Consider the following 21,222-nt stretch of genomic DNA (forward strand, 5'->3'; position numbering starts at 1 on the left):
GATCCGCAGTGGCTACCCCTGTTTCGCCGACGCTTCGTGATGTCGCCAACGCCGCCGGCGTCGCGGTGTCCACGGTCTCCTATGCACTCAACGGCAAGGGCCGGGTCGACGCGGCCACTCGCGCTCGGGTTCAAGAGGTTGCCGACCGCCTTGGATACCGTGCCAATCGGTCGGCCCAGAATCTCAGGTCAGGCCGGACTGCCACCCTCGGGTTGATGCTCCCCGCTCCCGACCAACTGTCATCGGCCGAGTACCTCAATTTCGACTGGTACGGGCGCGTGGCGACCGCCGCGACCCAGGCTGCATTCCACGCCGATCACTCACTCCTCCTACTGCCGTCGATGAAAGATCCGAACGGACTGCGGCGCATCGAGATGGACGGCGTACTGGTCGTCGACCCGATGGTCGACGACCCGCGCGTCGAAGTTCTGCAGAAGATCGGAATCCCCTCTGTCGCAGTGGGTCCTGGACAATCCGGGCAGTTCGGATACTCCACCTCACCGGACCTCGTCTCCACCACGGAGACTCTTCTGAACCACCTCGCCGAACGTGGCGCAAGGGACATTTTCGTCCTCACTCCCGGAATGCATTCGGAGTGGACCCGCGCAACGACTTTCGCTTACTTCGAGTGGTGCCGCGCCCGAGGCGTGGCACCACGCACCAGCGAGGAATTGACGTCGTTTCCGGGCGCCAGCACCGTCGGAGGCCTCATCGGGGCCGCGTATGCGGCCACCCGCGAGGCCCTCGACTCCTCGACTCCGCCTGACGCGATCCTGTCGTTGATTCTCGGTTGCGCCCCGGCAGCGGCGCGAGCGGCCCTCGATCTCGGGCTGTCGATTCCGGGTGACGTCTTGATTGCACAGGACAGTGACGAACCCGCCCTGCTGGTTTCCCAGCCCCCGATCACTGCCTTCGACTTCTTCCCCCAAGAACAGGCGGCAGCGGCCGTAGATGCACTGTTGGCTCTGGTCAACGGTGACGAACCCCCAGTTCAGAGCTATACGCGTAGCGAACTCCGCGTGCGAGCGAGCACGGCCCATTCGCTCACACCATAAATTCACCTGGCACCGATAGACTGATTTCCGAATTATCGTCCGTCGCCTGCCGAGAGGAATCAGGTCATCGCGCACCGCTCCCGCGACCGCTTGGCCGGGTATCTCGCCGTAGTGCTGGTCTGTGCACTCGCCCTCCTCGCATCTGTCAGCAGTGCGACCGGCCTCGACCGCGACGTCGCTCCGGTCCGCATCGCCTACGCCGCGGCCGCAGACACTTTCGGCGATCTGTATCTTCCAGAAGGATCGGACGGTGACCTGCCGGTCGTCGTACTCATTCACGGCGGTGGATGGGCCCAGAAGAGCAATCTCGAATACGCGGGCGCGTGGGCAAAAACCCTGACCCCGTACGGAATTGCGGTCTGGAACATCGAATACAGACGCGTCGGCGGTCAGGGTGGTTGGCCGACCACGCTCTCCGATACCGTTACGGCCACCAACGCCCTGGCCGGCATCGTTCAGGAAAAGGCCTCCGGGCGACTGGATTTGAGCCGTGTACACATCGCCGGCTACTCCGCGGGTGGACAACTTGCCGCCTGGGTCGCATCGCGATCCCAACAGGGTGCAGACGCCCCGGAACCAAACCTCTCGGTGCCGGTTCGCTCGACGACGATCATGGCCGGCGTCTTCGACATGACGCTCGCCGCAACCGCGGGCAAAGATCGATTTGTTCGAAATCTTCTGGGCGGCATGCCTACCGATCATCCCGATCGCTACCGCATCGCATCACCGATCGAGCACCTCCCCACCGGCCTCCCCGTCACGGTGATCCACGGACTCGGAGACAAGGTCGTGTCGGTCGAACAGAGTCGGCGCTATGCCCGTGCCGCCCGAGCAGCAGGCGACGTGGTCGATCTGATCGAACTTCCCGGCGTCGGCCACGGCGAGTTCGGCAACCCGACGACCGACGCCTGGGCTACCACCAAGCAAGCAATAATCGGCCACATAAATGCCTCTTGAGCAGGTAATACGGGCCACAGTGCTCTCAGCCGCTCGAAATAGAATTAGCTGAAACTCAATCGATGACGTACGGTGGGGTTATCAGAGGGCAGCCGTCAGTCAGGCAGCCGGTCGCTTCGCCCGGAACAACAGTTCCAGTATTCGTTCCAGGGGCAGACTTCCAGTTCGGTGCAAATCCGCGCCTTTGATCACTACGCACTTTCATCAGTCCCGCAGATTGTTGACCAGGCCGAAGGCTCCGACGGAGTCCGCCGCCAATCGCGTACCGACTGCACCAGTATCAACATGCGCTACACACCGCACGGGCCCAAAGACCCTGCGGTTCAAAGGAATACCTTGATCAACACCATGATTCACCCCGACGACACGAACAACCAGACGAACAGCAACTCGACGAACGGTCTACGGATCCCGACTACTTCGGGCCGGATCCGCGAGCGCGGTATCGAAATCGTCTGCACCCTCTACCGTTGCAGCACCGACGAAGCCGCCGAGCTCTTGCTCCGACATTCTCAGACCAACAACCTCAAGGTCACCAGCCTGATCAAAGCGCTTGTCGCCCTGATCGACGAAGACACGTCCGGCACTGGTTACGGAAGCAGTAACACGCTGGCGTCTCACTTCTGGCTGCGTGAGATCAGAAATCTCAGCCAGGCCCACCGACGCAGCGATCATTTTCATCGCCATCTCGTCGGCGCGTAACCGGCGCTGAACGACAACTGACCTGAAACGACAGCTGGGGCAGTACACGGAAATCGTGTACTGCCCCGGCTGTCGTGTTTTCAGTTGTCAGGCGGAAGCCGACTCTCGGCAATCAGGCGGAAGCCGATTCCTTGTTCAGGCCCTGCGGAGCACCGTCGGTATCTGTCGCCTCGTCCACATGCTGCGGAGCGAAGAGCAGGCAGACGATGCTCAGGACGCACATGCCGATCAGCAGTGCGATGACCGGCCAGATGCTGCCGGTTGCCTTGTACATCAGCGTCGACACCAGCGGAGACAACCCACCGAAGATCGCGCCTGCACCCTGGTACGCCAACGAAATGCTCGTGTAGCGGGCCTGCGGCTTGAACATCTGCGACAGGACGGCGGCGATCGGGCCGTACGTGGCCGCCAGCACCAGTCGCATGACAGCGAAGGTCAGGAAGATCAGGAACACGGATCCGGACTTCAGCACCAGGAACTGCGGCGCTGCGAGAATCGCGACTGCCGCAAGGCCCCAGATGACCACGCGGACGCGTCCCACCTTGTCGCCGAGCCACGCCACGCCGAGAGTCGCGATCAACTCGACCACTGCAGCGACACTGAGCGCGTTGAGAATCAACGTCTCCGACAATCCGACGTCGGGGTCGGTTGCGTATGCCGTGATGAAGGTCGTCACGAGGTAGTAGCCGCCGACTGCGACGGGCAGAATGCCGATGCCCAGGATGATCGGGCGCCAGTTGGTCACCAGCGCGTACTTGAGCGGGAGCATTTCCGGTACGTCCGCGGACTTCACCTCGGATTCGAAAACCGGGGACTCTTCGACCTTCAGGCGAACGACCAAGCCGACGAGAATCAGCAGCGCCGAGCAGAGGAACGGCAGTCGCCAAGCCCACTCGCGCAGAGCGTCGTCGCCGAAGGTGGAGAGAATGCTGAAGAAACCTGTGGCCAGGAGCGCGCCGGCCGGGTTGCCCAGCTGAGCGAAACCGCCGTAGAAGGTCTTCTTGTCCTCGGGTGCATGCTCGACGGCCATCAGGACCGCGCCGCCCCATTCGCCGCCGACGGCAAAGCCCTGGACGAAGCGGAGCAGTACCAGCAGTAACGGCGCCCAGAACCCGATGGACGCGTAAGTGGGCAACATGCCGATGAGGAACGTGCCTGCACCCATCAGCGTCAAAGTCACAACCAATGCGGTGCGTCGGCCCATCTTGTCACCGACATGGCCGAACACGATTCCGCCGAGCGGGCGAGCGAAGAAACCGACGGCGTATGTCGCGAACGCCGCCGCAACGCCGGTCAGGCGGTCGGTTCCAGGTGGGAAGAAGATGTCACCGAACACCAGGGCTGCTGCCGTGGCATACACGTAGAAGTCGTACCACTCGATAGTTGTACCGACGAAGGCTGCAAATCCCGCCTTGCGGGCCTTCACGATCTGTTGCTCTCGGTTCATTACTTTTCCTCGGTGGTCGAAGTGCTCGACAATAGGTGGTTATGACCTGAATGTGCGAGTTCGCCGTCGATCCAGGTCTCTCGGACCTCGATCTGCGCAATCGCGTCGGTCGGAACCTCGAGGGGATCCGCGCCCAGAATGACGAAGTCGGCCCGCTTGCCGACCGAGATGCTGCCCAGCTCTGCTTCGCGGCCCAGCGCACGCGCACCGTTGAGGGTATGAGCCTGCAATGCCTGGTCGGCGGTGATGCGGAGTGCATCGGAGCCGAGCTGATGGCCCTGACGCGTCACACGAGTAACGGCTGCCTGAATTGCTTCGAGCGGCTTCGGCTCTGCGACGGGGGCGTCGGAGCTGATGGTCACGGGAACTTCGGCAGCGATGAACTCGCCGAGCGGGTTGAACCGCTCGCCCGGAGTGCCGATCGCAGCGGTGACGCCCTCGCCCCAGTTGTAGTAGTGCTGTGGCTGGTTCACCGGGTAGACACCGGCCAGGTTCATCCTTGCGATCTGCTCGGCCGTCGGGAGTCCGCAATGCTCGATGCGGTGACGAGCGTCGGCGTCGGGGTGAGCCTTCTGCGCAGCTTCGATGGCATCGAGCACCATGTCGATGGCGGTCGGTGACTGAGCGTGCGTGGCGGTCTGCAGACCCACCGAATGTGCCTTGGCAATCAGCTCCGAGTAGTCCGCCGGCTCGTGGTAGAGCTGCCCGGTGCGGCACGGGTCGCCCACGTAGCCGTCGGGGAAGTATGCGGTCCAGCCTCCGAGTGTGCCGTCGGCGTAGAACTTGATGCCCCCGAACGCGAGCCGCGAATTGCCGAAGGCTCCGTGCATTCCCGTGTCGATGACGTGATCGAGGAGGTGGCTGAGCATGTACATGCTGACGCGGGTCTTGAGCTGATCCTGCTCGGCCAGACGCAGGTACATGTCGAATTCACGCCGGGTCACCTGGCAGTCACCGATGGTGGTGACGCCACCGGCCAGGAACTTGTCCTGAGCGACCGACAGCTGGCGAAGGTGCTCTTCCGGCTCGTCCTCGAGATGGAAGTTGGGGCCGTGATGGCCGACCTTCACTCCGTTGACGCCGGTGAGAATGTTGCACGCGGCGTCGGAGAGCTCACCGGTGAGTTCGCCGTCTTCATCTCGGAAGAACTCGCCACCGGCCGGATTCTCGGTGCTCGCGTCGATACCGTGCTTGTCGAAAGTGAAGGAGTTGACGACGCCGCCGTGACCGCTCGCGTTCATGAGGTAGACCTCGCGATCGGTGGCCACCTGATCGAGCTCTTCCTTGAGCGGGTGACGCCCTTCGATCAGGTTGCGGTGCTCGTAGCCGTATCCGCGAATCGGGACGCCCGCAGGTGCTGTGAGCGCCGCTTCCTGAAGTAGCGCAATGATTCCGGGGATGGAATGTGCCTTCTCCGGCCCACAGTCCACCCAGCTGAGCATCTGCCCGTACATCAACGGGTGTGCATGTGGATCGACGAAGCCGGGGACGACGGTGGCGCCGTCGAGTTCGACCACCGCGGTTGTGCGAGTGCTCAGCCGACGCGCCTCGGTGCGGCATTCCTCGAGCGTTCCCACCGCTGCAAAGCGGTTTCCGAACACCAGGAACGCTTCGGCTCCCACCGTGCTGTCGTCAACGGTGTGGATCTTGGCGCCGGTGAAGATCGTGGCGGTGGCGTCGAGAGGCGAGGCTTCGTGCGTGTGCAACTTGCGCATGGTGGTCCTTCGTCGAGATGGTGGTGCAGGTCACTGCGTGTTGAGCGAAAACTACGCCCTGACCTGGAGCTATGCAATGCATCAAAGTTTCAGACCAGGCGGTATACAACTTTTTTGTATGAGTTCTTGAGCATTTCTGCACTTATCCACATCATCCATGGCCACATGCGACTGTTCTAATAGGAAGCTCATACAGAAAAATCTCTGGAAAAGTTGGGGCAACCATGACGGTCGATCTCGATTCCAAGCTCATTGCCGCACTTCAGCGCAACGGGCGAGCGACGTACCGCGAACTGTCCGTGGCGGTCGACGCCCCACGAGCGGCGGTGTCCACCAGAGTGCAGGCGCTACTCGACTCGGGAACGGTGTCCGTAGTGGCCGTCGCGCACCCCGAACTTCTCGGGCTGAAGGCGCTTGCACACGTCTCGATCGCAGTGTCCGGACCGATGACCCCGGTGCTGGACGCATTGATCGCATCCGAGGCCGCCGTCTACATCTCGGCAGTCAGCGGGCAGTACAACGTGATTGCGGAACTTCGGGTGCCCAGTCACGACGATCTGTACCGTGCCATCGCCGAACTCCGCTCACAACGTGGCGTTCGATCCGTGAGCACGCTGGTCTACGTCGACGTCATCAAGGGAATCTTCATGCCCGAGACCGCTTTACAAGCCGATATCCGACTCGACTCGACAGATGTCGCGTTGATCGAACTGCTCGAGCGCAACGGGCGAATGCCCTTTCTCGAACTGGCCGAACACACCGGACTGTCGCCGAGCGCCGTGCGCAACCGGGTCAATCATCTGATCGCGAGCACGGCACTGCGCGTCGGCGCTGTCGTCAAGCGGCGAGGTGGTGGCCGAACGCTGGCGATGGGCATCGGCGTCAATCTGGGCTCACGGGACGACAACGCGGTATCGGAGATCGAGTCGCTGCCCGGAATCGAATTCCTCGCCCGGACCCTCGGACGATACGACGTGATCGCGACGGTCGCCGCCAACTCGTCCAACGACCTCCATGCCCTGTCCGAGCGAATCCGGGGCATCGACGGTGTCAGCGGCTTGGAATCGTGGGCGCATCTCGAGGTCTTCAAGGAGCACTACGCCCGCAGCCTGGACGTACGCGGATAATTCCCAAGTCATTGACCCACTCGTGAGAGCACGCTAACCTCGGACAAAGTCATTGACTCACTTACCCGAGGTGGCACACATGTCCGACTCCGGACGCAAGGTAGACATCGTCGCCGCGGCGATCGAGGAGGCGATCTCGACCGGTCGATGGCCCGTCGGATCGAAACTCCCGCCGGAGACCGCACTGGTCGAGGAATTGGGAGTCGCCCGAAACACCATGCGCGAAGCGGTACGGGCGCTTGCACACGCCGGAGTTCTGTCCGTTCGTCACGGTGGCGGCGTGTACGTCATGGCGGCGTCGCCGGTCGAAGGACTACTCGGGCGCAGGCTCGCCAGAGGTGACGTTCTCGACGTACTGAGCCTGCGACGCGGACTCGAGGTCGAAGCCGCGCGACTTGCAGCGCAGCGCCACACCCCCGAAGATCTCGCGCGGATACATGCAGCCTGGAATGCCCACCCCGGTCACGTCGGTGGCTTCACTGTCGAAGCCGGCATGGCCCTGCACCTTTCGATCGTCGAGGCGTCCCACAATTCCGCACTGATCGACGTCTACCGGGGAGTCCTTGCCGCCGTGACGGATTCGCTGTCCGCAGTCAGTGTCGGTCCAGGTTTCCACGTCGACGAGCACCGACCCTTGATCGCAGCCATCGAGGAACGCAACCCCGACGAAGCAGCGCACGCGGCAGGCGCAGCGCTCGACACGGTCATCGACGCCGTCGAAAGGAGCTTGGCGTGAATCGGGGAAACTGGAACGGTACGACCTATTCGACTCTTGCCGAGCAACTCTCACCGGCATCGACGGAGGCACTGCGCTCGATCGGGCATGTGAGCACGGTGTACGACGTCTGCGCCGGAACCGGGAACTTTGCGCTCCCGGCGGCTCAGTCAGGCATGACGGTCCACGCACTCGACCTCTCCGCCAGCCAGCTCGAGGTCGCACGCGAACGCTGGATTCCCCACCCCGGCACTACCCAACCCAACTTCACGATCGGCGATGCGCAGTCTCTACCCTGGCCGAATTCGAGTGCCGACGCCTGCGTCAGCATCTTCGGGATCATCTTCTGTCCCGACCCCTCGATTGCCCTCGCAGAGATGATGCGGGTGACCCGGCCAGGCGGAAAGATCTGCGTCGCAACGTGGTCGGAGAACGGGTGGGCAGCAGCACTCCGCCGGGAGGCCGCCTCGGCGTGGAATGGCATCACACCACTACCGACGACATGGTCGAGCTCGAGCGAATTCGAGAAGGCAGCAGCCGGATTGGAGTCGGTGAGCTCGGCCTCCCACCTGCTCGAGTGGCAACTACCAGCCGGATCGGATCCCGTCGAGGAACTGTGCGACCAGGCACCGGCGTTGAAGAACTTTCGCGAGGCCGTTCGAAGCACAGGGAATTGGGCTTCGATGTCAGCGCACCTCCGCTCGACGCTCGAGCCCTATCTCAGGTCGAGCGCGGCCGGCCCCGTCGCCACCAGCGAATACATCCTCCACGTTGGCACTGTCCCGAACTCTGACACCGCGCTCTTCCGAACGCGCGGGTAACCCTCTTTGCCGGATACGGTCTCTTCACCGTCCACCGAACCGAGGAGGCCCGCTTGATGTCTGAATCGAACTCCCTACCTGAATTGAAACAAGCATCGCAGCAAGCATCGAAACAAACCTTGTCCATGTCCGTCCTCATGACGCCGGACATGTCAAACTTCTCGGGCAACGTGCACGGCGGAACGATTCTGAAGTTTCTCGACCAGGTTGCCTATGCGTGCGCGAGTCGATATGCCCAGACCTACGTCGTGACTCTGTCGGTGGATCGTGTGGTGTTCCGCGAACCGGTGCATGTCGGCGAACTCGTCACGTTCAGCGCTTCCGTCAATTACACCGGGCGCACCTCGATGGAAATCGGAATTCGAGTCGAAACCGAAGACATTCTTCTCGGAAAATCTCGCCACACCAATAGTTGCTATTTCACGATGGTGGCGATGGGAAGCGACGGGAAACCGGCTGAGGTACCCCAACTCCGGCCGACCGGAACAATCGCCAGGCAGCGATTCGAGGCCGGGCGACGGCGTCGTGAACTGCGCAGAGAGAACGAGCTTCGTGAACAGTCCATCCGGGCCGCAGTTCGGGACTTAACGCCCGAACACGATGACTGAATCCAGTCATATTTAAGTTATAACCTTATGCATTAAGCTGATCGAGTGACTTCGAAGGCACGGGAAAAGTATGACGTTGTGATTGTCGGCGCGAGCATCGCGGGATGCGCGGCCGCAATCATGTACGCCCAGCAAGGTCTGCGGATAGCGCTTCTCGACGCTCGCTCCGACATCCGGGCGCACAAAGTCCTGTGCACTCACCACCTGCAACCGTGCGGTGCCCCGATCTTGCAACGACTCGGCGCCACGGAAAAACTGCTCGCCCTGGGAATGGTGGAAACCGTTCCGACATTCTGGACCCCTTGGGGAGTGATCACCCCTGACGCGGCAGAGAACTCACCGCCACCTGGGTTCAACGTCCGAAGGGAAACTCTCGACCCCCTACTGCGCCAACTCGCGAACGACTACCCGAACGTCGACCTTCTTCTCGGGTATCGCGTTTCCGGACTGCTGACCGAGAACGGCACTACTGCAGGCGTCTACGGCACCGAACAGGGTTCGGTCTTCACTGTCGAAGCACGATTGACCGTCGGAGCGGACGGCAAGGATTCGACCGTCGCACGATCCGCTCGTTGCGACTCCGTGACTGCATCCAACGGGCGTTTCAGCTATTTCGCCCAACTCTCCGGACTTGAACGACCCGGCGGAGAAACGTCATTGTCGTGGTTCATGGATCCCGACGTCGCCTATCTGCTCCCCAACGACGGCGGAATCAGCGTGCTGGTCGTCTTCCCTGCCCTCGACAAGCTCGGCTCGTTCGCTGACGACCTGTCTACTGCTTTCCTCGAGTACGCCAACGCATTACCCGGCGCTCCGCTTGTTCGGCGAGAGCACATCGTCGGGAAGATCGTTGGTACCAAACACTTCTCCACAACCCTCACCGAACCCGTAGGTAACGGGTTCGCACTCATCGGCGACGCTGCGGCAACCAACGACCCGTTGTGGGGTATCGGATGCTCGTGGGCACTCGAGACCGCTCAGATGCTGGTCGATGCGACCGCGCACATGCTGACGGAGACGCCGGCAGACACACTCGACTCACATCGGAACGTGACCGCTGCATTGACCGAATACCGTAGCGCCAGAGCGAGTATGACGAATCACATCGACTACATGAGTGGTTACGCCGGTGGGCGAAAGTTCACCGCGATCGAACGTCTGCTCATCTCCGCGGCCACCCACGACCACGACGAAGCCCGAAGGTTCTACTTGTTCGGTTCCCGGTTGATACCGGCCGAACAGTATCTCTCGACTCGCTCGGTCGCGCGGGCAGCACAAAAACATCTCAGGCACCGTCTGCGTCGTAGATCTGTGGCCGGGACGTAATCTGACAAGCGTTTTTTCGGCGCCGGCAACGGGGAACCCTCCGATCGCAACCGAGCCGGAGGAGCGACCATGCGTGCACACATCGCCATTCCGAGTGAATCGACTTGTCACAGGTACGTAGTCGCCGTCGCCAGCTCCACCTTCGCCGAATCGGTCATCTGGTGCGACGGCCCCGCGTTCGACGCAGTACTCGTTCTGGGCAGCGAGATTCCGCAGCACAGTGGCCACCGAGCCGTACTCGCCTGGAATCACTACTTCGGGTGGGCGCTCGGCGTGGAAACCACACCGGATGCGTCGTTCGCCGTTGTCGAATGCCTCGGTATCGGGAGAATGCCGGATCCTGAACTGTGCGCCGACCGCGCTGTCGAGTTGATTGCCCAGGCGGGTAGTTAAGGAACTCGTCGCGCGGCGCACAATCCGGCGGGCATAAGATCGAGCGCGAGTTTCGCACGCCCGACGAAAGAGAGCCCGACATGGACCCGCTGAACAGGCCTGCCGGTCAGCTGGCTCTCGAGAACGAACCGGACGGCAGGGCGACTTTGCGGGCGCGTCAGACGCCGCGCAGTGAGCGTCGCAAGATCGGGAAAGGCCTGCGCAAGCGAGTGGCGCGATCGTCGCTCGGCGACTGGACGCCCCCATCCGATCGACGTGACCCGGTCGATCAGGTCAACACGGCACACGAGGGAAGACTCGACTGGTTGGTTCCGATCCGTGTGGGGCGAATGGTCGCTTCGCCATACGGATTCCTGCGCGGTACCGCCGGATTGATGGCAGAGGACATGGCGCAGCTGCCGTCCACCGGCATCACTCCCGTCATCTGTGGAGATGCGCACGTCGGAAACTTCGGGTTCTACGGATCTCCGGAACGCGAACTTGTCATAGACCTCAACGATTTCGACGAAGCACATCCCGGCCCCTGGGAATGGGATCTACGAAGGCTGGCTGCGAGCATCTGGGTGGCCGGTCGACAGAACGGTCTCACCGAAGCTCAATGCGAAACAGCAACAACCTCGTGTGTGTCCGCGTATCGCCTCCACTTGGCGAAGCTCTCCGAGCGTCCGCTGTTCGATCGCTCCTTCGACCGGGTCGATCTCGACGGACTCACCGACCACGTCACCGATCCTGGGTTGCTGGCCGAGATCAGGCGCGCCGCGGAGCGCGCCCGGCGGCGTACGAGTGACCATGCGGTGCCGCGGTTCACCGTCGAGGATCACGGACGGCGCCAGTTGGTCGAGAACCCGCCGCTCACAACACGACTCACGCCGCAGGACACCGACTTCCTCCTGGAGGGTCTGGACGAGTATCTCGAAACCCTTGCACCACACTGGCGCCGAGTCGTCTCGGGATACAACGTCATCGACGTCGCGCACCGGGTTGTCGGAGTCGGGAGTGTCGCTCTGCGCGCCTATGTGGCCCTGTGCGAAGGGAGCATCCCGGACGACGTCATCTTCTTGCAGCTCAAGCAGGCTCGCCGATCCGTCGTTGCACCCTTCGTGCACGGTGACTCGGCCTGGCACGACCACCAAGGACGACGCGTCGCGGAATACCAGCAGGCTCTCCAGACAGTCAGCGATCCACTGCTCGGGTGGTGCACCGTGGACGACCGCCAGTACTACGTCCGTCAGTTCCGGAACATGAAAGGTTCTGTGGACCTGAACAATATCGATGCAGCAGCCTTGACCGACTATGTCGCGATCTGCGGTCGCCTACTGGCCAAGGGACACGCACGAACCAGTGGCGCGTCACTGATTTCCGGTTACCTGGGAACCTCGGACACGGTCGACACCGCCCTCACCCGGTTTGCTCGGCTCTACGCCGATCAGACCGAACGTGACCACGACGCTCTGTGCCGGGCGGTGTCGGCCGGCACGATCGCCGCGGAGCCGGGAATCTGATCCCTCACGCCGCGACAATCCTGCCCTGCTCGAACTTCACTCCACCCCAGATTCCGGTCTGACCAGTGGCAGAGGCGAATTCGCGACACGATTCCACAATCGGGCACCTGTTGCACACGTCGGTCGCGTAGTCGTATCCCTCGGACGGAAAGGGAAACCACCGGTCCGGCTCGGGGTCTCCTCGGCATTCCGCCTGCCACCACGTCCGGTCGTCCGAGATCGGCAAAAGCTTAGCCAAATTGGAGATTTCGTCAGCGCACATCACTGGCTCCCTTCGACTGGCACGTCCGACTCAATTCGCGCCAGATCTTCTGCTGCACTTTCTCGATGCGCCGAGGTGCCTTCGGCTCCCACAGCAGCCGCATACCGGCCTCGGCCGGAGTGCGATCCGCCTTGCGCTGATTGCAGGAACTGCAGCACGCCACCAGATTTCCCCACGTGTTGGGCCCGTTACGGCTCCGCGGCTGGACATGGTCGATGGTCGTTGCCCGGGCGGCGCAGTACGCACATTGACGACCGTCCCGGTCGAAGACACCGGCAAAAGTGGCCCGACTGGAATCGGTGACCGTCACCCGGTGAGCAACGTACACGTACTCGGCGAGCAGGATCGTCCTCGGCAGTGGGATTTCGACGTGCTTGGAGCGCACCGGAAATATCGGGATCACGTCTTCGGTGGACTGCGCGGAGCCGGTGGCGATCAGGACGACCGCACGATCGGCGCTCACTTCACCGAGGTACTCGTACGTGGCGTTGAGTACCCGGACGGGGCGGTTCATCCAACTGTGAGCAAGTGCGCGGTTCGGGTTCCGCATGAGAGTTCTCAGTTCGTGTCGAGGAGTGAAACTCCTGGACACGAAGACGGGTCAGGAGCAAATGCAAGAAATGGGGAACGGCATATATCCAGCGCCGCTCTGTTCCCCGAATGCGGGATGGGAAATACCGCGGGGTGAGTGCCCGCGCAGGTGCAACGCTTGCTTCCAGTCGCGCATGCCTGTCCCCTTCCACTTCTTGTTCTCGTCACCGGCTATTGCCGACGCTCATCATCACACGGAAGGCATCCTCAGCGATATCGATTTATCAGGCCGGAAGAGCCGTCCTGGAAATACCGCGGTTTGACGCCGGAACACGCGGCTTGATCGAATGAGCCATGACTTCGTCGTACATCGACCTACGCTCGGACACCGTCACCAAGCCTGATGCGGAGATGCGGAAGGCGATGGCCGACGCCGAGGTCGGTGACGACGTCCTCGATCACGACCCGACCATGGCGGCGCTCGAGGAAGAGGTGGCGCACACTCTGGGTTTACCGGCGGCACTGTGGGTGCCGAGCGGATCGATGGGCAACCTGATTGCGCTGATGCTGCACCTTCACCGCGGCGATCAGTTCCTGGCACCGGAACACTCTCACGTCTTGGGCTCCGAATTGGGCACCGCTGCCTGGCTCGCCCAGGGAATGCCGATGGCGTTGCCGCACGACGGCGGACCCGGACGTCCCACCCCCGAGACTGTTGTGAAGGCGGCGGGCTCCCCCGGCCCGTACTTCGCGTTGAACACCACGCTGCTCTGTCTCGAGAACACTCATAACTTCGCCGGCGGTGCCGTCATGAATCCGACCGAATGGACGAAGCTGGTCGACGCAGCGCGATCACGCGGCTTGAAGATTCACCTCGACGGCGCCCGTCTCTGGAATGCCGCTGTTGCACTCGATGTTTCGCCCACCGAATTGACTTCCGGCGCCGATACCGTACAGGTGTGCCTGAGTAAGGGACTCGGTGCGCCGGTCGGCTCGATACTCGCCGCATCACCCGAATTGATCACCGAAGCCCGAAGGATCCGCAAGATGCTCGGCGGCGGCGTTCGTCAGGGCGGAGTGCTGGCCGCAGCCGGCATCGTCGCGTTGCGCTCACAAGCTCGCCTCTCCGACGATCACGACAACGCGCAGCGCCTCGCGTCGGGGCTTCGTGAACGCGGTTGGGCCGTCGACGAACCTGCCACCAACATCGTTCTGGCCGCGACAGCTGATCCGTCGGTCACCGTTGCTCAGCTCGCCGGTGTCGATGTCGGCGCGGTCACCGTTGCCGGGAAGGTTCGGTTCGTGACGCATCGCGACGTGAGCACTGCCGACATCGACGCGGTTCTGTCCAGAGTAACCTTCTGAACTACGCCACCAGGGGTTGAACCTCCTGCGCGACAAAGCGAATGAACTCGCGGACATCCGGCTCGTCAACAGTCGGTTGGAGTACCACGGTGGTTGCACCTGCTGCAACCCATCGCCGTGCTGCTGCCGCGACTTCGGCCGCGTTGCCCACGGCAATCGCATCCTCCGGCGACTCGCTACCGGACGCTGCGGCCTCGGCAAGGGCGCGCTCACGACCGCCGGAACCGAAAGCACAGATGACGTAGACGACGACCTCGTGATCCGACGCCCCGATGTGAGCGATCGCCCGACGCACGCCGTCCGGGGTCGTCCCACCCGAGAGCACGGTGCCCTGCGCCAACTCGCCACTGAGCGCCAAAGTCTTTGGCCCCGTGGCGCCGACGAGCAACTGCGGCACCGTCTCCGGTGGCCACGCCAGCGTGACGTCCGTGAGATTCACGTATCGACCGGACACCGTCACCGACTCACCGCCCAGTAGCCGCTCGACTGCTCCGAACTGCGCCCGCAGGAGGGTCAACGGCGATTCGGCTTTGGCCCCGATCTGCCGCATCCAACTCTGAACGCCGTGACCGAAGCCAACCCGTAGTCGATCCGGATGAACTCTGGCCAGCGCTGAAATCTCCATCGCCGTGATCGCGGTGTTGCGCATCGGGGTCGGCAGCACACCGATCGCCACACCCACGCGATCGGTCTCAGCCAATACAGTTGCAGCAGTGGCTATTCCTCCGCCGAAGAAGCAGTCTTCCCACAACCAGACCTCGTCGATACCGACTTCGTCTGCATACCTGGCATGTCGAACCAGATCTTCCGGAGATTGCTCCGGGCGCACGACGACGGCAATCCGTGCGGCGCTCATGCCGTCACCAGAAACGCGGCGATCTCGTCGGCGGTTCGACGGCCCTGGTCGCGGCCGAGTTCGGCTGCGGGGCGCCTGGTTGTCGGTGAAAGCGAGTTCGTTCCGATCGCTTCGACGACGGCGTCGTCGGCGAAGACAGGCAGCACGGGCAAGGGCGTCATCACGTCGATTTCCTCTCGTAGACTGCCGCCCAGAAGATTCGGGGCGGGGTCGGCTGCGGGTGAAAGAACCACGACCACATCGCAGTCGGCAGCCAGATGAACATTCGAGCCACTCGCCATTCCGCCGTCCATGTACCGCTCGCCCTCGATCACGACTACCGGCCACACCCCTGGTACGGCGCAACTTGCTCCGACTGCGTCGATCAGTTCTACGCCGTCAGCGTTGCCGAACACCCTCAAGTCACCGGTCTGTGCGTTGATCGCCGGGATGCGCAACTCCCGGTCGGGCCACAACCGATTGGGCAGCCTCGCCTCGATGACCGCGCGACGCACGGCAGGTTCGACGGTATCGGCTCTCATCGCTGCTTCGCCGAGCAAACGGAGCTGCTCGGCCCGGTCCTGCGATCCTGCGATCGCGTCGACGAACATCTGACCGAGTACCTCGACATCGACCTTCGGGTCGAGCTCCCCGGTGGCCTCCGCTGTTTGTGCGTCGAAAAGCTCTTGCAGTGTCACGCCGCTCGCTATCTGAGCGCTCACCGTGGAACCTGCGGAAGTGCCGATCAACACGTCCGCCGTCAGCAGCGCAGCGGCAGTGTCCGGTGATTTGTCCTGAAGGCCCAACAGAAAACCTGTTTCCCAGGCGATTCCCGCAACGCCGCCACCGGCAAGTACCAACCCCAATTTCACGCCGTCCACCTCTCGTCGATCGTGATCCGTGCCCGAAGTCGACGTTAGACCTACTCTGAAGTGATGTTCATGCGCAGCGCAAAGACATTTGTTCCCGACGCACTCCGTGGGTTGATCGCATCCACCGACGACATCGCGTGGAATCCCGACCCTGGGTACCTCACACGCGCAAGGCCACTTCCCCGTGGACGGGTCGCGCTCGTCTCCGGCGGCGGTTCAGGCCACGAACCCATGCACGCCGGATTCATCGGCGAAGGAATGCTCACAGCCGTCTGCCCCGGATTGGTCTTCAGCTCACCCAATGCACTTCAGATCCACGAGGGATCCAAGGCTGCCGACGCCGGCGGCGGCGTCCTTCACATCGTGAAGAACTACACCGGCGACGTGATGAACTTCGGTATCGCCCGAGAGTTGCTACGCGAGGACAAGATCGATACGGACGTCGTCCTGGTCGACGACGACGTCGCGACCGAACGCGCAGACGGCAGTGGCCCGGGGCGACGCGGTACTGCGGCAACCATCGTGGTGGAGAAGGTCTGCGGCGCATCCGCCGCCCGCGGCGACGACCTGGCCGAGGTGACCCGGATCGGACAACACGTCGCGCACTCCGCTCGGAGCATGGCCGTCGCCCTTCGCCCATGCACTTTGCCGGGGGCTGACGAGCCGTCGTTCGACTTGCCGGCGGGTCAGATGGAACTCGGTATCGGCATCCACGGCGAACGCGGCACAGAACGCGTGGACGCCCTGCCCGCACCGGAATTGGTGCGGCGGCTGACGGACCCGATCATCAAGTCCCTGAGTCTCGCCGAAGGCGACCGCGTCATCGCCGTCGTCAACGGTCTCGGCGCCACCCACCCGCTGGAGTTGCAACTTCTGTTCGCCGAACTCGGAGATTATCTGGACGAACAGGGAATTCACATCGAGCGGACACTGATCGGAACCTTCGTCACTGCATTGAACATGGCAGGCGCGTCCATCACCCTTGTTCGCACAGACAAAGAAATCCTCGAATTATGGGACGCACCAACAAAAGCGCCCGCCTGGCCGAATGCTATAGCGCGTGAGTACACCGGCATGGGCACGCGCGAATCTTTCGGTCCCACATTCACACCCGACACCTCACGCACCGCCGAAAGCAGCTTCGTCGGAAGCTGGATTGCGGACTGGGCCGAGAAGGTACTGGATCAGGAACCGGCACTGACCGATCTCGACCGACGAGCGGGCGACGGCGATTTCGGGACCAACATGGTGGCCGCACTGGATCAACTCGACATCTCGGCGATCCGTGACACGTACTCCACCGCAACGATATTCGATGCAGTCTCACAGGCGTACCTCGGCCACGCCGGTGGCACCTCCGGCGCATTGTTCGGCATCTGGTTCCGGCATTTCTTCCGCGTTGCCGCAGACTCGGCGGACTCCGAACTCGACCTCGGCGCGATCGCGGCTGCAGCGCGAGCGGGACTCGACAACATCACCTCGCTCGGCGGCGCACGCGTCGGCGACAAGACGATGGTCGACGCGATAGTTCCGGCGGTCGAGTCGTTGGAGCAATCCGTGAGCTCGGAAGCCGATCGAGATGCTGCGCTGGCGAGCGCAGCGGAAGCCGCAGCGGCCGGGGCGGAGTCGACCGAAACCATGCTCGCGAACCGCGGACGTGCAAGTTATGTGGGCGAAGCCGCTCGCGGAGTAGTCGATCCGGGAGCGCTACTCATAGCGTGGTTCTTCGCCAGTGCAGTGGGTCACTAGCGAGCACTTCGGGGCTGTGACTAATCTGGCAGCCACAGCACATCGTTTGTGACGACCCGTGGGCAAAAGCACCGGTCTCACACACCACACAGGAGCAGCCCATGCTGAGCACCATGCAAGACGCCCCCCTCTCCATTGCTCAACTTCTCCGCCACGGTGCCTCCGTTCACGGCGCCTCCGAGGTTGTCACGTGGACCGAGTCCGGCCCGCGCCGTGTGTCCTACGCTGACGTCGGCAAGCGCTGTGCTCAGCTCGCGCACGCCCTGCGCGGGCTCGGCGTCGAGGGCGACGAGCGAGTCGCCACGTTCATGTGGAACAACTCCGAGCACCTCGAGGCGTACCTGGCGATCCCCTCGATGGGCGCTGTGCTCCACACCCTGAACATTCGTCTGTTCCCCGAGCAGTTGATCCATGTCGCCAATCACGCCGAGGACCGCGTGATCATCGTCGACCCGTCCCTGATTCCGCTTCTCTCTCCGCAGCTTCCGTCGCTGACCACCGTCAAACACATCGTCGTCACCGGCTCCTCCACTGCAGGACTCGAAGCTCCCGAGGGAGTGCAGGTTCACACCTACGAGGGCTTGATCGCCGATCAGCCCACCGAGTTCGACTGGCCCGAGGTCGACGAACTGAGCGCTGCCGCAATGTGTTACACGTCCGGCACCACGGGTGACCCCAAGGGCGTCGTCTACTCCCACCGTTCGATCTACCTGCACTCCATGCAGGTCTGCATGAGCGACGGCCCCAACCTCGCGCAGGGCGATCGTGCACTCGCCGTGGTGCCTCAGTTCCACGCCATGTCGTGGGGACTTCCCTACGCCGCATTCATGATCGGTGCTTCGCTGATCATGCCCGACCGCTTCCTCCAGCCTGCCCCGTTGGCTGCGATCATCGCCAGCGAGAAGCCGACGTTCGCCGCAGCCGTCCCCACCATCTGGCAGGGCCTGCACCTCTACCTCGAGCAGAACCCGCAGGACATCTCCTCGATGCGCGAGGTTCTGATCGGTGGGTCCGCGGTACCGCCGGCCCTCATGCACGCATTCGAAGCCGACCACAACGTCTCCGTCCTGCACGCCTGGGGCATGACCGAAACCTCCCCACTCGGATCCGTCGCCCGCCCGCCGGCCGGTGTCACCGGCGACGCGATGTGGAAGTACCGCTACTCTCAGGGCCGCTTCCCGGCATCCGTCGAGGCACGTCTCATCGACGATGACGGCAAAGTTGTTGCACACGACGGCGTTTCCGTCGGCGAGCTCGAAGTGCGCGGCCCCTGGATCACCGGGTCGTACTACGGCGTCGATGCGGAAGACAAGTTCAACGACGGCTGGCTCAAGACCGGTGACGTCGGATCCATCACGGCCGACGGCTTCCTGAGCCTGTCCGACCGCTCCAAGGACATCATCAAGTCCGGCGGCGAATGGATCTCCTCGGTCGACCTCGAGAACGCCGTCATGGGTCACCCTGACGTCACCGAAGCTGCCGTCATCGGCGTGCCGGACGAGAAGTGGGACGAGCGCCCGTTGGTCGCGGTTGTTCTGCGCGCCGGATCCGAGACCACGATGTCCGAACTCCAGCAATATCTTTCGGACAAGGTAGCCAAGTGGCAGCTCCCCGAGAACTGGGCTGTGGTTCAGGAAGTTCCGAAGACGAGCGTCGGCAAGTTCGACAAGAAACGCCTTCGCGCCGACTACCACGAGGGCGGACTCGAAGTCACTCGCCTCTGACACGGAGTGAATGCCGAAGTATGAATACTGAAGGTGGGCAACAGGTTTTCACTCTGTTGCCCACCTTCATTTAACGAGCAATGCACTTTACGGACGATAACCGACCGTGCGAAAAGCGATGTCGACGTACTTCTGCGCCAATTGCGACGGCGACATCGGACCGCCGGTCTGGAACCAACGCGGCAGTGACTGCGCCATACCGAGTATTGCCCGGACGGTCTCTTCGGTATCGGTGACCGCGAAATCTCCCGATGCCACACCGTCGTCGACGATCCTGCGCATCAGCAACTCGAGCCGCTTACGACTGGCGGCGTATCGACTTCGGCTTTCCGGTGAGACATGCCGGATCTCGGTGTCCAACGCAGCATGCCGCGACCGGTGGGTCATATAGAGAACTATCGCCTCCACCACCAAGGCGAAGCGTCGTACCGGATTTTCGCCGGCCTCCGCTTCTGCCGCTTCGGTTCTGGTATTCAGCTCACTCATCGAGACCTCGAACAAAGCGACGAGAATTGCCTCTTTGTTCGCGTGGTGATAGTAGAGCGCGGGAACGGTTACCCCGACACGATTGGCAATCTGGCGCACCGTCGTGCCGTGGTAACCATTCTCGTCGAAAAGCTCGAGCGAAGCCATCAGGATGTCGGTCATCACCAGCGGCGGGAAGGACCTCCAGTCCACTGCCACCGAGCTCACCGACTCCACCTCGCCAGTCATGTGATAGCCGAAATTACCGCGGTGCCATACGGATTGCACCGTCGAGGCGGATCGTCTCACCATTGAGCATGGGGTTGGAAACGATGTGCGCAGCAAGCGCGCCGTACTCGCTGGGATCACCCAGGCGAGAGGGGTGAGGCACCTGCTGACCCAACGACGCCTGGGCTGCTTCGGGCAGTCCAGCCAGCAACGGGGTCTTGAACAAGCCGGGTGCAATGGTGTTGACGCGGATCAGCAGCGACGCGAGGTCACGGGCGATGGGAAGCGTCATACCGACGACGCCGCCCTTCGACGCGGAGTACGCAGCCTGCCCGATCTGGCCGTCATACGCTGCGACCGAAGCGGTGTTGATGATGACGCCGCGTTCACCGTCGATCGGCTCGGTCTTCGAAATACGTTCCGCAGCAAGACGAAGGACGTTGAAGGTGCCGATCAGATTGACGTCGATGACCTTCTTGAACGCGTCGAGCGGGAAAGCGCCCTTCTTGCTGACCGTCTTGACTGCGTTGCCGATTCCGGCGCAGTTGACTGCCACGCGCAGGGGTCCGAGGGACTCGGCCACGTCGAGTGCCGCGGTGACCGCAGCCTCGTCGGTGACGTCTGCAGCCGCGAAGCGGACCCGGTCGCCAAGTTCCTTGGCGATGGCTTCACCGTTGGACGACGGAAGGTCGATAATGACGACGCTGGCACCGTCGGCAAGAAGGGCTTTGGTCGTAGCCAGGCCGAGGCCGGATGCTCCACCGGTGACGACGGCGACGCTGTCGTTGACGATCATGAGAGTTCCTTTCGAAAGGTTATGTGT

The 21,222-nt window shown here is 62.6% G+C and carries 21 protein-coding genes; 13 read left to right on the forward strand and 8 right to left on the reverse strand.

Translation table 11 applies throughout. From position 1 onward, the window contains the following. Positions 1-8 precede the first annotated feature (8 nt). The 3 genes from ACBG85_RS26805 to ACBG85_RS26815 all read left to right on the forward strand — a co-directional run bounded on the left by ACBG85_RS26805 (position 9) and on the right by ACBG85_RS26815 (position 2,714). Positions 9-1,055: a LacI family DNA-binding transcriptional regulator gene (locus ACBG85_RS26805; RefSeq protein ID WP_007730477.1), complete on the forward strand. Its 1,047-nt coding sequence runs from the start codon at positions 9-11 to the stop codon at positions 1,053-1,055. 90 nt (positions 1,056-1,145) lie between these two features. After that, a complete protein-coding gene (locus tag ACBG85_RS26810; RefSeq protein ID WP_030536126.1) occupies positions 1,146-2,012 on the forward strand; it encodes a S9 family peptidase in 867 nt (288 codons plus the stop codon). Between the two features lie 336 nt (positions 2,013-2,348). Next, a complete protein-coding gene (locus ACBG85_RS26815) occupies positions 2,349-2,714 on the forward strand; it encodes a hypothetical protein (RefSeq protein ID WP_007730475.1) in 366 nt (121 codons plus the stop codon). A 112-nt stretch (positions 2,715-2,826) separates the two neighbouring features. On the opposite strand, the gene ACBG85_RS26820 is transcribed toward ACBG85_RS26815, so the two are convergent. Together ACBG85_RS26820 and ACBG85_RS26825 are read right to left on the reverse strand one after the other, a co-directional pair. Continuing rightward, positions 2,827-4,161 (reverse strand): MFS transporter, encoded by a 1,335-nt coding sequence (locus tag ACBG85_RS26820; protein WP_003942898.1) that lies wholly within the window; start codon positions 4,159-4,161, stop codon positions 2,827-2,829. Continuing rightward, a complete protein-coding gene (locus tag ACBG85_RS26825) occupies positions 4,161-5,876 on the reverse strand; it encodes an amidohydrolase (protein WP_372025475.1) in 1,716 nt (571 codons plus the stop codon). The genes ACBG85_RS26820 and ACBG85_RS26825 overlap by 1 nt, the downstream gene beginning before the upstream one ends. A gap of 224 nt (positions 5,877-6,100) precedes the next feature. Here ACBG85_RS26825 and ACBG85_RS26830 point away from each other — a divergent pair, with 224 nt between their 5' ends. The 7 genes from ACBG85_RS26830 to ACBG85_RS26860 all read left to right on the forward strand — a co-directional run bounded on the left by ACBG85_RS26830 (position 6,101) and on the right by ACBG85_RS26860 (position 12,368). Beyond that, positions 6,101-7,003: an Lrp/AsnC family transcriptional regulator gene (locus ACBG85_RS26830; RefSeq protein WP_042921480.1), complete on the forward strand. Its 903-nt coding sequence runs from the start codon at positions 6,101-6,103 to the stop codon at positions 7,001-7,003. Between the two features lie 79 nt (positions 7,004-7,082). Beyond that, positions 7,083-7,739, forward strand: coding sequence for a FadR/GntR family transcriptional regulator (locus ACBG85_RS26835; RefSeq protein ID WP_063315519.1), 657 nt, complete (start codon positions 7,083-7,085; stop codon positions 7,737-7,739). After that, positions 7,736-8,539 carry a class I SAM-dependent methyltransferase gene (locus ACBG85_RS26840; protein ID WP_063315518.1) on the forward strand — a complete coding sequence of 268 codons (804 nt, stop codon included), beginning with the start codon at positions 7,736-7,738 and terminating at the stop codon, positions 8,537-8,539. The genes ACBG85_RS26835 and ACBG85_RS26840 overlap by 4 nt, the downstream gene beginning before the upstream one ends. 125 nt (positions 8,540-8,664) lie before the next feature. Continuing rightward, positions 8,665-9,147, forward strand: coding sequence for an acyl-CoA thioesterase (locus ACBG85_RS26845; protein WP_030536130.1), 483 nt, complete (start codon positions 8,665-8,667; stop codon positions 9,145-9,147). Between the two features lie 45 nt (positions 9,148-9,192). After that, positions 9,193-10,473 carry an NAD(P)/FAD-dependent oxidoreductase gene (locus tag ACBG85_RS26850; RefSeq protein WP_231915122.1) on the forward strand — a complete coding sequence of 427 codons (1,281 nt, stop codon included), beginning with the start codon at positions 9,193-9,195 and terminating at the stop codon, positions 10,471-10,473. A gap of 69 nt (positions 10,474-10,542) precedes the next feature. Continuing rightward, positions 10,543-10,866: a DUF6292 family protein gene (locus tag ACBG85_RS26855; RefSeq protein ID WP_003942947.1), complete on the forward strand. Its 324-nt coding sequence runs from the start codon at positions 10,543-10,545 to the stop codon at positions 10,864-10,866. A gap of 80 nt (positions 10,867-10,946) precedes the next feature. After that, positions 10,947-12,368: a DUF2252 domain-containing protein gene (locus tag ACBG85_RS26860; protein WP_030536132.1), complete on the forward strand. Its 1,422-nt coding sequence runs from the start codon at positions 10,947-10,949 to the stop codon at positions 12,366-12,368. 4 nt (positions 12,369-12,372) lie between these two features. Here the strand turns inward: ACBG85_RS26860 and ACBG85_RS26865 are convergent, their stop codons facing one another. Together ACBG85_RS26865 and ACBG85_RS26870 are read right to left on the reverse strand one after the other, a co-directional pair. After that, positions 12,373-12,630 (reverse strand): WhiB family transcriptional regulator, encoded by a 258-nt coding sequence (locus ACBG85_RS26865; RefSeq protein ID WP_372025478.1) that lies wholly within the window; start codon positions 12,628-12,630, stop codon positions 12,373-12,375. Next, the gene (locus ACBG85_RS26870; RefSeq protein ID WP_372025480.1) at positions 12,620-13,180 is read right to left on the reverse strand and encodes an HNH endonuclease; all 561 of its coding nucleotides are present in this window, start codon (positions 13,178-13,180) and stop codon (positions 12,620-12,622) included. The genes ACBG85_RS26865 and ACBG85_RS26870 overlap by 11 nt, the downstream gene beginning before the upstream one ends. A gap of 335 nt (positions 13,181-13,515) precedes the next feature. Between ACBG85_RS26870 and ACBG85_RS26875 the strand changes: the two genes are divergently transcribed. Beyond that, positions 13,516-14,526, forward strand: a complete 1,011-nt coding sequence (locus tag ACBG85_RS26875) for a low specificity L-threonine aldolase (RefSeq protein WP_058038371.1) — start codon at positions 13,516-13,518, stop codon at positions 14,524-14,526. A gap of 1 nt (position 14,527) precedes the next feature. On the opposite strand, the gene ACBG85_RS26880 is transcribed toward ACBG85_RS26875, so the two are convergent. Next, positions 14,528-15,382: an LLM class flavin-dependent oxidoreductase gene (locus ACBG85_RS26880; protein ID WP_372025482.1), complete on the reverse strand. Its 855-nt coding sequence runs from the start codon at positions 15,380-15,382 to the stop codon at positions 14,528-14,530. Further along, the gene (locus tag ACBG85_RS26885; RefSeq protein WP_372025484.1) at positions 15,379-16,242 is read right to left on the reverse strand and encodes a patatin-like phospholipase family protein; all 864 of its coding nucleotides are present in this window, start codon (positions 16,240-16,242) and stop codon (positions 15,379-15,381) included. Before ACBG85_RS26885 ends, ACBG85_RS26880 begins: the two co-directional genes overlap by 4 nt. Before the next feature lie 54 nt (positions 16,243-16,296). On the opposite strand from ACBG85_RS26885, the gene ACBG85_RS26890 reads away from it, so the two are divergent. Together ACBG85_RS26890 and ACBG85_RS26895 are read left to right on the forward strand one after the other, a co-directional pair. Further along, positions 16,297-17,982, forward strand: a complete 1,686-nt coding sequence (locus ACBG85_RS26890; protein WP_039973156.1) for a dihydroxyacetone kinase family protein — start codon at positions 16,297-16,299, stop codon at positions 17,980-17,982. A gap of 101 nt (positions 17,983-18,083) precedes the next feature. Then, positions 18,084-19,706, forward strand: a complete 1,623-nt coding sequence (locus ACBG85_RS26895) for a long-chain fatty acid--CoA ligase (protein WP_003943212.1) — start codon at positions 18,084-18,086, stop codon at positions 19,704-19,706. A gap of 87 nt (positions 19,707-19,793) precedes the next feature. Here ACBG85_RS26895 and ACBG85_RS26900 read toward each other — a convergent pair whose 3' ends face one another. Both ACBG85_RS26900 and ACBG85_RS26905 read right to left on the reverse strand, forming a co-directional pair. Then, on the reverse strand, positions 19,794-20,420 hold the full coding sequence (locus ACBG85_RS26900) for a TetR/AcrR family transcriptional regulator (protein WP_050656998.1): 627 nt from the start codon (positions 20,418-20,420) through the stop codon (positions 19,794-19,796). Between the two features lie 13 nt (positions 20,421-20,433). Further along, positions 20,434-21,195, reverse strand: coding sequence for a 3-hydroxyacyl-CoA dehydrogenase (locus tag ACBG85_RS26905; protein ID WP_003942978.1), 762 nt, complete (start codon positions 21,193-21,195; stop codon positions 20,434-20,436). Positions 21,196-21,222: the final 27 nt, after the last annotated feature.

Origin of the sequence: Rhodococcus sp. NyZ502 (genome assembly GCF_041464245.1) — a bacterium.
GTDB classification, from domain to species: Bacteria; Actinomycetota; Actinomycetes; order Mycobacteriales; family Mycobacteriaceae; genus Rhodococcus_F; species Rhodococcus_F qingshengii.